Here is a 12014-nt window from a genome sequence, read left to right as displayed (position 1 = left end):
TAGGTTCAGGACCAATATTTGTACCTAATATTAAAGATAATGTTGAAGCAGGTTCTTGTCCTACAAATAGAACTCTTTTTCCTTGGCTAGCATATCGTTTGGCAGTGGCAAATGCAATAGTAGTTTTACCTGTCCCACCTTTACCTAAAAATGTATAAGTAATAGTCATTTTAGTTATTAGTTATAGCAATGTGCGCACTTAATATTTACACATTATTTTTGGTAAACTCTTCCCATATTGGACTTTGAGCTGGACCTTGTAAATACCTAAGCGCTCATTGCTATATTTATTCGTTATTTAATTATCAGTATCTATATTATTGCTAAAGTCAGAATATTGAAGCACTGAAGTTTATTTTTTTATTCCCTGAAAAGGGTAAGACTTTATTTTTTGTTTATTAAACGGACGTGGAGGATAAGGAGGAGCAGGAGGAAGAATCTTGTCTATAGTTATAGCAATGTGCGCACTTAATATTTACAAATTGTAGAAGGTGTCCAATAGCTTAAAGTTTTATATTATCGGGAATTTATTTTCCCTATTACCTATTGTCTATTGCCTGTTGCACAGCAGCGCAGCACTATATTATATCAAAAAAAATGTCTAATTCAATACATTTTTCTCCCGAAAAAGCTGAACGAAGACATATCTATAATTTGTCAATTTTGTCAAGTTTTATCTTAGGAAATATGTGGGTAATGGATAGCTGGGAGCAGTAGGACTGGATTGTGTCCTTTGCCAAAAACCTGGCACTGTGTGCAAAGCTCCCAAATAGTTTCTATAAAACTATGCAAACAAATGATTTTTATTAAAACTATGCAAACAAATAATTTCTATAAAACTATGCAGACAAATGATTTCTATTAAAACTATGCAGACAAATGATTTCTATAAAACTATGCAATAATCCAGGATGTTTATAGGCGCTCAAACAACCTCCAGACATTGCTTTTGGCTTTTTAAGCTCCGTAGTACTTGCATCCAGTTGTATCAATTCAGATAGAAAATCTGTAGAAAATATGATCATTTATACATCCGTGAGAGAAAAAACATTATGATTGTCTAGTCGAAACAAAAGAAGCACACTAACTAATGGTTTCTAGCAATTATTCTCCAAGCACTTTATCTCAACTTCCTGCGATCCAAACTTTTCAGATGGACGGGGAAGGAATCGGAAATATTCCTAATGCAGTCAATCTCTTCCGAGGTGATGTCAACCTTCCTTTAGATTTAATATCACTTCCAGGTAGAGGCGATCTAGATGTCAAAGTCACCATTATCTACCAAAGTAACATTCAAAATCTCGTAGATACTTGGAATGTAGAAGCACCGACGGGTATTCTCGGATTGGGATGGAGTATGCCTTATGAGATGATTGCTATTGATAACAGAAATACAGGTTCTATCTATGATAACCGATATTATCTTGTTTCTGGTGGTTCTGCTAATCGGTTGTATCAAGATGGAATAGCTCAAGATGGTGCATGGAATTTTGAAACGGAAGACTATAAACCTTGGGATATTAAATATTACCCAAAGGAAGAAAAATGGGTGATTATTAAGGAAAATGGAATCAAGCAAATTTATGGAGGAAAAAAAGATAGCTTTCCAGAAAATAACCAATACATTCAATGGGGTGTCAAATGGGGTGGTAATAATGGTAACTGGATTGATAGCACTACGAATATATCAGGACAGGAATCTTTTGCCCTAGGTTGGAATTTAGCAGAAATCCAAAATACTTGGGGTGAAAAAGTTACTTTTAGCTATGAAGTAGTTGATGCCAAAGAAATTGGCCGTGGCGGTTATGAATATACCCAAGCTCCTTACTTAACAAAAATTACTGCTTTAGATGGACGTACTATTACTTTTAACTATGAAGATAAACAGTATGATAACCAAATAAAAGAATATCAAATTCCCCATGAATCTAGTAGCAATATTCATGCTTATCAAGATAAATATGAAACAAAGTTTCTTAGCTCTATTGAAGTTAGAGAAGAAGCATCAAACTCACTCTTATTCTCCCTTCAGTTTGATTATCAGTTAGAGAATGTTTATTTGAACGATCTTAATAATGCAGATTTCTATAAACGTTATCTCACCGGAATAACTCAGAAAAATCCAGAGGGAGAATCTTTACCTGGTTATAAGTTTGAATATTACACCAAGGATATAAATAATAATATCCATCGTGGTGTTTTAAAGCAAATTGTTTATCCTGCTGGTGGTATAGCTACTTTTAATTATGAAAAAAAGAATCTAATTGGCACAGATAAAAAAACTACTATTTATGGTCAAGGTATTCCTCGTGTTTGGTTTGGAAATGATTATGTTGTAGTTACTTACTATGATGATAATCGGGGGAATTTAGATATCAAAGTCTATAGTTGGAATGGTAATTGGATAGATTATTCAGCCAGCTCAGGAGGTTTTAATTTCAAGCTAGATATTGATAGTTTGCAGGTAGTAACTCAAGCAGATTTCTTTGCCCTGAGTTTTAAACAAACAAATCAAAATGTGATGAATGTTTATCTATTTCATCAAGATATGGGGCGGTTTGGACAATGGAGTTATGAAAATTACTTTTTGGATTTAGCTGCAAGTGATGTTCAAACCCACCTTGCTGTTGGGAGTAATTTTGTGGTTTTCTGTGCTTCTGGCAAGGGAGACTTAGGTTTATATGTTTGGAATCAACAGTCAAAAAATTGGGATAATCGAGGTGAAAATATCACAATAGATCAAGGTAATTATGTTTTAGATGCTTTTGGTAATTATTTCACTATTGGTATCTATGATGCTGCTGCTAAACGCTGTGAAATGCTGTTATATTACCAAGATGAAATTTACAAAAATTGGACAAGACAAAGACATTGCTACTATCAGTCCAGTTGAAAAAGATGATGATGATAATCCCTATTTTAATTGGAGTTTAGGTAATAATTCTGCCATAGTAACTTTTATCAAAAAACTTGATACGAATATTGATTATCAAGTCCGAATTTATACATGGGATGCTGAATTTAAGATTGGTTCCCCTTTAACTAATGACTACAGTGTATCTCAAGAAACAGAAGAACCTTTTTTCTATTCTATTACTACAGGTAGTTTAGTAGCAAATATCGAGCATCTCTGGCGATACAATGGTAGCGAGTGGATAGATAGTAAGCTGAATGTTTCTAGTGGGGATGAAGCAAGGAAGTTTGGTTATGGTTCGGATTTAGCGATCGCCTCCAATTCTGATTCTACTGATATAAAAGCTTACAATCCTTACAAAAATCGGTGGGAATACCCTACTATCAATGGTTCTTGGTCAAAAGATGAGTACCAACCTACTGTCAATGGTAATTTTGTCACAATTGGAAATGGTATATTTTACAGAGATAATCAAGGAACACTAAATAAAGATCGACAATCAATTCCATCAACAGCAATTAAACCTGAAAGTATTGTTAACCGCGCACCTGCTTATATTGCTTATGAGACGGATGAAGGAGAAAGTCAGATATTGTTGTTAAAAAATGGTAAGGTTTCTAATACTGAATATCTCTCAGAAAGAATTTATGTTGATGACGACAACAGTAAGGGTAAAGCGGGAACAATATTAGCTGGATTTAATGCTTTTGTTACTTATAAAGGTGATGAATTTGACAAAGCTTCTAGCCTGAATTTATATTATATTGCTAATCAATCAATTAAGGACAATATTACTGATTTTCCTGTGGTTAAAGTAACTATTAATGATGGATATCAAGAAAGTCAGACTAGCTATAATTATGATACAACAAAGATAGCTATTAGTGTTCAAGGAATTGTTACTGAATATTCTCAGGTTACGGTAATTCAAGGTAGTGAAAATTCAAAATCAACTCCTTTCGGAAAGACTGAATATTACTTCTATAATGGGCTTTCAGTATCAGGTTTAGGATTCAAAGATTTTCAAGAAAATCCTCCCTATTACTATAGCTTATTGCATGGTAATCTGCATCAACAAAAAGCCTATAATTCCACAGGTGATGAGTTAATTCGCAAAACTATTGAATATGAAGTAATAACCCAAAGACAACTATTAGGAGAGTCAAGGTACATTAATTTATACGGTTTTTATGCTCAACAAAAAGCAGAGGAAAGTATTATCTATGGTCAAGAAATTAGCGACACAAATTCTCAGGTTAATGCTTCCTATGTGGGAGTTAAACAACAGGTCGAATATGAATATGACTCAGCAACAGGATTGTTAAAAACACAGAAAACTAAGAATTATAATAGTTTAGGTGAAGAGGAAATACTGACACAAACTTCTGTTTATGGTTGGGAAAAATATGATGGATTAAAACAACAAAATATCCTTACTCCTGTTGTGCAAACTATTAACAAAACTAATGATAAAACAACAGCGATCGCTGTTTCTACTTGGAAAGATTGGGGAGAGGAAAAATGGGGTTTATCCAGAAGTTATCAAGCACTCAAAGCAACTGCAGTTTTTGATAAATGGGATAATTCAACTGAACCAAATACAACAGATTGGTTGCAGGTTTCAGAAGTAATTTCCCGGACTTCAAAGGGAATAGCAGAAGATTCAATTGATGTGAATGGAGTTCATAATTCAGTTGTCTTTGATGACCAGCAATTTTATCCGATTGCTCAGTTTGGTAATGCCACTATTGAAGAAGCATTTTATACAGGATTTGAAGCTTACGAATATCTCAGTGATTGGAATATAAATCAAGGGAATTTAACTGATTTAATTGTCACAGGAGACGCTCACACAGGGGTTTCTAGTTTGGGAGTTAAGCCTAATTTTACTATCACTAAAAAAACACATCTGACAATAACAAATACTCAGCAAAGTTATATTATTTCTGCTTGGTTGAAAACAGAAACAGGGTTTGATACAGATGGTGGCAAAGCTGAAGTAAAACTACAATTTTACAACAACAATGAACCTGTAGGAAATCCTGTTGATTTAGAGATTGAAGCAACTAAGAGCAAGTGGAAATATTGGCAGTATGTTATTAGTTCTAATCAAATTCAAGGAGCAAGTTTAGGATTAGAAATATCCAATCAAAAAACATCTAAATCTCTTTTAATAGATGATATTTGCTTTATTCCTTTAATTAGTAGTTTCCAAGGAAATGTCTATGAATCTAAGTACAAAATAGTTACAGCACAATTGGGAAATGGTGCGGATACAGTGCGTAATTTCTATGACTCTTTCCAACGAAAAGTAGCAGAAATTGGCATTGCGGAAACAGTGAATGCAGTTACGACATCCTATTTAACTCGACAAGAAAATGATGATGGAAGTTATGTCTTTTCTCAGGGTAAACCTAATAGTGTTCTGACTATTGCAGCAGCAGCAGCAGGTGTTTATGCTAACTTTATCAATGGTGAACAATGGCGAGAAGATTGGCAATCTAGCTCTAATTCCTCTCAGGATGGGAATCAACCCACCCCTAACCCCTCCCTGGAGGGGAATAAGAAATTCTCCCTGGAGGGGAATAGTTGGGAGGTAGAAAATAATGCTTTAGTTCATAAAGGAAATACCTCAGACACCATTATTTATCAATCTACTGCCTCCTTTAGTAATTATGGAGTCAGGTTATCAGTTCATCCATCAGATAAACCTCAACAACCTTTAGGTATTCGTATTAGCGATCGCTTAACTGTAACTTGGACACAAAATCAGGGCTGGACTTTAACCCTCAATGGTACACCTTCCCAAGTTCCTCATACAGGTTCCATTCCCCATGAATGGTTATTAGTCGCTGCGAATAATACCGTTTTATTCTATGCTGACGGTAAACAAATATTTGCTGAGACAATAACAGATAATATTACTGGTGCGGTGGAAATATTCACTGGGGATGAAGTTGCTTTTGCCAATATTGTCACCTTTAAAAATCCTCAAATTGGGATTACCTATAGTGATGGTGCTGGGAAAGAAAAACAAACTCAAGCATTAGAAGGAAGCAACTGTCTAGTAACAGAAACCGTTTATGACATTTTAAGTCGTCAGGCGATCGCTACTAAAGCAGCAAAATTTGATAATACTTTCTTCGGTTATCGAACATCATTCATTGAAACTATACAATTGGGAGTCCGGAGAATTAACAGGAGAAGTTGCTAATCATTACCCCGAAGATGAAGGTTATCCTTACAGTAGGACAGTATATGAAGCATCACCATTGAATCGTCCCATACAGCAAGGAATACCAGGGAAAGCATTTGCTATCGGCAATGGTAATACCCATATTGTCAGCAGGGAATATGGCACAAATATACAAGGATTTTTTGCCGAAGATTCTTATCCATCAGGAGAATATTTAGTCGAAAAGCTAACAGACGCTGACGGAACAACTGTTTATACTCTCACAGATAAATTAGGACGTACTTTAGCCAAAAAAGCAGGTCCCATTGAAGCAGGAAGCGATATTTATCAAACTACTCGCAGTATTTATGATGATGCTGGAAATCTCGTTAAAGTTTTACTTCCTAATCAGTTTGTACCTCCCGAAGATTCACAACCTAATGCTTGGGAAATCACAATGCAGTACGATTTCCTCGGACAAATGATTAGCCAAACTAACCCAGATTCTGGTACAACCAAATATATCTACGATCGCGCTGGTAATCCTCGGTTTATGGTAGATGCAGTAGGGTTAGCATCTCAGATTATCTTTTATAAAAAGTATGATATCGTAGGACGTTTAACTGAGGAAGGTTGGTTTACGGGAGACTGGGGTGATGGAACTGCATTACAGGAAAAAGCGGATACTGACCCCAACTATCCGCAACAAACAGCTTGGCGTAAACGGTATATTTTCGATGGGGATGGTTCAAATCCTAATTTAATCGGTCGTTTGTGGAAGATATTGAGCAGTAATCAAGGGAATGGTAAAACCGATATCCAAGAAATCTATGATTACGATCAATTTGGTAATGTAGTGAATCACACTCTGACAGTGACTGGATATACAGCACAAAAAGTTGGTTATGAATACGATAATCTCGGAAATGTAATCAAGATTCACTATCCTGATAATATTAACAATATTCCTGAAGTCGTTTACAGCTATAACAGCTTAGGACAAACCATTGCTATTGGAACACCGAAAAATCTCCAACGGTTTGCCAGTTATAGTTATAATGGTGATGGCAGTTTAGGAAATACAACTCTAAATAATGGGGGAATACAAAACAGTCTTAGCTATAACTCCTCTGGTTGGCTAACCCGCATTCTGAATCAGAAAGCAGATAAATCTCTAGTTATAGAACAATCTCTTGCTTATACCGAGAATGGTTATCAGAATTCCGGATATTACAACGGGAATATTGCCAAAAATAGCATTAATTATGGAACTTGGAATAATGCACCCCAAAGTTATGACTATCAATATCAGTACGATAAATTAGGACGATTAGAAGTTGCCCAAAATTCCCAAAATGAGCAAGCAAGTTTAGGAGTAGGCAAACCCACGACTTATGACGTCAACGGCAACATTGAAACCTTAAAACGGGGTGATACAATCAATGAGTATGAATATATCCAGAATACCGATAAAGTAAACACAGTCAGCAATAACAGCGAACCTCAAACCTATAGTTATGACGCCAATGGGAACGTTAAAAGCGCTTCTCATCGTCAAGTCTCCAACATTGATTACGATCCCTTCACTCAGCTAACCACTCAGGTACAGCTTGAAGAAGCAACATCAGTTTCCTTTAAATATGACGGAGAAAATCAGCGAGTCTTGAAAACATCTGAGGATAGTTCAGGAAAACAAACTGCAAGCAAGTTATATGTGCATGGTTTGAATGATTATCCTCTGTTGGAAATAAGCGACAAACCCGTACAGTATATCCATGGAATGGGTGGGTTAGTCGCACTGGTTCAAGATGGTAAAGTTTACACTGTCTTGAAAGATCATCTGGGTTCTACCCGTGTCGTGGTAGATGAAACCGGAACAGTAATTGCTGCCTTTGATTATCTCCCCTTTGGAGACTTGATGAGAACTGCTGCCGGCAACCCAGAAATTATTAGTTATCGCTATACGGGACAGGAATTTGATACCGAGTTAGGACTGTATAACTATCGAGCGCGATTTTACGATCCTAATTTGGGAAGGTTTTATGCCACCGATCCCGATGCGCAATTTGCCAGTCCTTATTTGTATGCTGGTAACAACCCTATAATACTCGTAGATCCAGATGGAAAGTTTGTATTTTTAACAATTCTTGCTATTGCTGCAGCAATTGGTGCAGCAATTGGTGCTGGCGTTGCTGCTTATACAGGTGTCAAAGCAGGACTCAAAGGATGGGATTTAGCAGGCTATATATTTGCGGGAGTAGCAGTCGGTGCTGCAGCAGGAGCAGTATCAGCTGCTGGAGGAGTGGCAGCTTTTACCGCTGGTGCAGCAGTTGTCAGTGCTGGAGGATCGATAGGCGCTGGCATTCTAGTTGGTGCAGCAGTCGGTGGTACAATTGGTGCTGGAGTTGGTGCTGGGCAGGCTGCTGCCCAGTTTGGCATTAATAACGCTTTCGGAGTTCAAAACCCAGGAAGTTTGTCTGATGCAGTCTGGCAGGGAGCATTAATTGGTGGAATTGGTGGTGCTATAACAGGTGGAGTTGCAGGATTTGGTGGTGGAAGTTCAGCTGCCATGAGTCTTGCTGGTGGTTCTAATTGGGGACATCCACTCGATAATCTACAATCCCTAAACAATGCTTATGATGCTTTTACCAGTTTTGGAAGTAGACCAGAAAGTTTATTTTCACATCCAGGTAGATGGTTAACAGCTCTTCCTACTAAAGGAAATACTCTTTATACTCAAGGATCGATAGCAGCTTCAGTTGTAGGGGACGGAACTGAACTAGCTTTACCTGCTGCCAAAAATTCTACTGCAAGTGATGTTTCCTATCAACGACCTGATGCTTCATCACTTTATGGCAAGTTGGCATTTAATCCTTCTATGTCGAATAGCGTAGGACTACCGTTCACTTTGATTACTCAACCAACTTATTGGGGTGGTTCACCCATTGTAAGTCCCTGGCCACGGTCATAAGTGGGATATCCGCTCTTGTAGCAAATTATCAAATTAACACTTTTAGAACTTACCCATGATATCATGTCCGGTAGCATCGGAGTGTGTATAAAATTAAGATGATAATGAGAGAAAACCTGTTGCCAGATGAGCTGTTGCCTGTTGCCTTCCTTCCACTAAAACCTAATTATTCAACCGGACATGATATAAAATCGTGACTTTTTGTGCATTAAGAGCTGAAAACTAGGTACTTTTTCCCGACCTAAAAAGACTAAAACCTTTATTTAAGAGGACTTTTAGGTTTAATCAGCAAGCCCTAGTTAGGGTTTGCTGAAAAAAACATGAAAGTATTGACAGATAAACCTTTTAGCAATTTGTTTTTCAGGAAAAAGTACCAGCTTTTAGGTCAAAAATTTTAAAAAAATTAAGATACAATTCTTCCAACTAATTCTTCTATAACTCCCATTCCTCCTAAATTCCCCTCCACCGGAGGGGTTAGGGGTGAGTTGATCCCTACTCCCTACCTTAACCATCAGACTTTCCATACGCAAACCCTAGTTAAACCACGGAGAATCTAAAATCATGAAAGTTTGCAATCAAAAGCGATCGATCCGACCGCCATAAGAGGAAATATCAAACCCTATCAGGACTTACGCAGAAAGCAGGAAATTTCGTGCTTTAAACAACAAAATTACAGCAATAAACCCAATTTCTTGGTTGCTTTAGGTAACTCCTGCTTATATTTCTTTTCCGAGGAAATTGGATCGAACAATCAAGTAAACACTTAAACCAAAAAGGATTTAGATTTATGAACAAGAAACGTATTTTTGGCGAAATTGTAGCCATACTTCTCTCAGTTACTCTCATCTTCGTTACACAAGTTAATTCTGCTAGTGCTGATGAAGTCCCTATTGGTACAATAATGGCCTACGGAGGCTTGGTTGATGGTAGCGCCTCATCAAAATTAGAACAGCAAGGCTGGCTAGTCTGTGACGGCACTGGATATAACAGGGAAGATTACCCAGACCTATATCAGATTATGGGTGATTCTTTTGGAGAAGGTGATGGTGTCAAGACCTTCAACGTACCTGATTTCCGAGGACGCTTTCTTCGAGGCGTAGATCATGGAACAGGAAACGATCCCGATGCTCAAAACCGCAGTGAAGCAACTCAGGGTGGAGCTAAGGGCGATCATGTTGGTTCGTACCAGAATGATCAAGCAAACTCAATTGATACGTTTACAACTACAGATACAGATTCAGACAGCGGTTACTCTGTAGGTACAGAAACTGTGCCTGATGATGGAACAGAATCGAAGGAAGTCGGAATAGCCGGATATAAGGGAGCTTGGATCACACTAAAAATGAAAAAGAAAAATGCGGACACCCGTCCTAAAAACATCTACGTTAATTGGATTATCAAAGCTGTGAACTTATAGTCAGGAAAAAAGATTTGAGGTAGTTCTGGAGTAAGCCAATAGGGCGATCGCTCCTTCTTTTATTCTCTGGCGAGTTCCCCTCTTAATTCCCCTCCTGGGAGCAGAGCTAATTTATTGTCGCCAGAGAATATTTACAACCCTATATTTTTATGAGTTTTGTACGAACCACACCTCCCATCCTTCCCACACCTCCCACACTTCCCACCCTCTCCTTCTTTTTTCTCTCGTGACAATAAATAGTCCCTGCCTCCTGGGAGGGTAACCAGTGCCCTCGCTTGTGGTGAAGAGAAGGGGAGATGTTTCAGTCTTTAAGTTAGGGAAAGAACCCACCCCTAACCTCTCTCAGTAAGGAAACCAGTGCTATTGCTCTTTACTAATTGGAAGGCGATCGCTATTTTAGTGAATTTTCTTTTTTATGCTTTTTAAAAGGGAGACTTGAAATCTGATTTTATGATCGTAGTATTTCTCTGATTCTTTTGCGGAAACTTGGTAAAGCAGGAATTCTAACAATATCGCGACTTTGAGTCAAAACTTCTGCCACCAAATCTTGAATTACTAATCCGGGAAATGTGGGACTGGTGAAAACTTCTTTATATTCTTCTCCTTGTAAAAGATAAATCTGAAGTTGATTTTTTTCATAACGCCAAAGTTCCGGTACACCTAAATTGCCATAAACATTTAGTTGAGTTTTGGAAGTAACATCCACTTCAATAGCTAAGTCTGGCGGTGGATCAAAATTCAGATTGACTCGTCGCTTGCCTCCCATTTGAGCATGATTTTCAATATAGAAACATCGATCCGGTTCAATACCACTTTTTATACTTTTTCCCTTGAAAGTAGTAGAACCAAAACACTCACAATCTATTTCTAACTTATCAAGCAAAATTTTCACCACATCCCCCAGGAGTTCTTTATCAACTTCAATTTTCTGGGGTAGCCATTCTAATTTCTAAAGTTCCTTGATAATAAGCAATTCTGGAAGAGCGATGTTGCCCTAACTCTTCCAGAACAGATTCAAATTCAGTCCACTGTAGATTGTGGATTAATAATCTTTGACCAGCGGGAACTGTAAGTTGTTGAAGTAGTAGGGTAACTGCCATGATGAATGGTATTTTAATTTTGGATTTTAGCGATCGCTAATTATTGCTCTGCTAATTAGCTATCAAAGTATTGACAAACAAAGACCTTAGCCTTTTTGTATCAAAAAAACTACCAACTTTTTAACAGCTCAGAGGTACAAAATATTGACATTTTCGGTGAAATAATTGCCGAAAAATCAAGGGACAATTCTTTACTACTTCCTCTAGAATTCCCATTTCTCCTCCTTACTCCCTAATTCAGATATTGATCATTGGGCAGTAGCAATAAGAAAATTTAGTTACACTCAAGGTAAGACTTTTTTCTAGTTTGCTCTCATACCCAATGCTCTACCTTTAGTATTGGTTAGGAAACTGCTTCTATTTCATCTTCAAAAAACCAAGTGCCCATTTTTTCTTCAAATTCAACCCAGTAGCCAATTCCACTACCATCTACCATT

The 12014-nt window shown here is 37.3% G+C and carries 8 protein-coding genes; 4 read left to right on the top strand and 4 right to left on the bottom strand.

Translation table 11 applies throughout. From position 1 onward, the window contains the following. On the bottom strand, positions 1-169 hold a 169-nt coding region (locus VKJ25_RS04915; RefSeq protein WP_324235508.1), incomplete at its 3' end, for an ArsA-related P-loop ATPase. A gap of 921 nt (positions 170-1090) precedes the next feature. Here VKJ25_RS04915 and VKJ25_RS04910 point away from each other — a divergent pair. The 4 genes from VKJ25_RS04910 (at position 1091) to VKJ25_RS04895 (ending at position 10477) form a co-directional block, all read left to right on the top strand. Then, the gene (locus VKJ25_RS04910; RefSeq protein WP_324235506.1) at positions 1091-2893 is read left to right on the top strand and encodes a hypothetical protein; all 1803 of its coding nucleotides are present in this window, start codon (positions 1091-1093) and stop codon (positions 2891-2893) included. Continuing rightward, entirely contained in the window at positions 2838-6128 is a 3291-nt protein-coding gene (locus tag VKJ25_RS04905) for a hypothetical protein (protein WP_324235505.1), read from the top strand. The genes VKJ25_RS04910 and VKJ25_RS04905 overlap by 56 nt, the downstream gene beginning before the upstream one ends. Beyond that, entirely contained in the window at positions 6079-9060 is a 2982-nt protein-coding gene (locus VKJ25_RS04900) for an RHS repeat domain-containing protein (protein WP_324235504.1), read from the top strand. The genes VKJ25_RS04905 and VKJ25_RS04900 overlap by 50 nt, the downstream gene beginning before the upstream one ends. Positions 9061-9847: 787 nt before the next feature. Continuing rightward, complete coding sequence (locus tag VKJ25_RS04895; RefSeq protein ID WP_324235503.1) at positions 9848-10477, top strand: phage tail protein; 630 nt, start codon at positions 9848-9850, stop codon at positions 10475-10477. Positions 10478-10925: 448 nt separating this feature from the next. Here the strand turns inward: VKJ25_RS04895 and VKJ25_RS04890 are convergent, their stop codons facing one another. The 3 genes from VKJ25_RS04890 to petP form a co-directional block, all read right to left on the bottom strand. After that, entirely contained in the window at positions 10926-11369 is a 444-nt protein-coding gene (locus tag VKJ25_RS04890; RefSeq protein ID WP_324235502.1) for a Uma2 family endonuclease, read from the bottom strand. A 28-nt stretch (positions 11370-11397) separates the two neighbouring features. Then, complete coding sequence (locus VKJ25_RS04885; protein ID WP_324235501.1) at positions 11398-11577, bottom strand: hypothetical protein; 180 nt, start codon at positions 11575-11577, stop codon at positions 11398-11400. 343 nt (positions 11578-11920) lie between these two features. Then, positions 11921-12013, bottom strand: coding sequence for a cytochrome b6-f complex subunit PetP (gene petP, locus VKJ25_RS04880; RefSeq protein ID WP_324235507.1), 93 nt, complete (start codon positions 12011-12013; stop codon positions 11921-11923). Between the last annotated feature and the right edge of the window lies 1 nt (position 12014).

The sequence above is a fragment of the Okeania sp. genome, from assembly GCF_035285525.1.
In the GTDB taxonomy this organism is placed as follows: domain Bacteria; phylum Cyanobacteriota; class Cyanobacteriia; order Cyanobacteriales; family Microcoleaceae; genus Trichodesmium.
This window is presented reverse-complemented; position numbering and strand designations above follow the sequence as displayed.

Excerpts from the sequence above, each read along its gene's own strand:
- VKJ25_RS04910 (WP_324235506.1), top strand. The coding sequence starts at position 1,091 with ATGGTTTCTAGCAATTATTCTCCAAGCACTTTATCTCAACTTCCTGCG.
- petP (WP_324235507.1), bottom strand. The coding sequence starts at position 12,013 with ATGGTAGATGGTAGTGGAATTGGCTACTGGGTTGAATTTGAAGAAAAA.
- VKJ25_RS04905 (WP_324235505.1), top strand. The coding sequence starts at position 2,838 with ATGAAATTTACAAAAATTGGACAAGACAAAGACATTGCTACTATCAGT.
- VKJ25_RS04895 (WP_324235503.1), top strand. The coding sequence starts at position 9,848 with ATGAACAAGAAACGTATTTTTGGCGAAATTGTAGCCATACTTCTCTCA.
- VKJ25_RS04885 (WP_324235501.1), bottom strand. The coding sequence starts at position 11,577 with ATGGCAGTTACCCTACTACTTCAACAACTTACAGTTCCCGCTGGTCAA.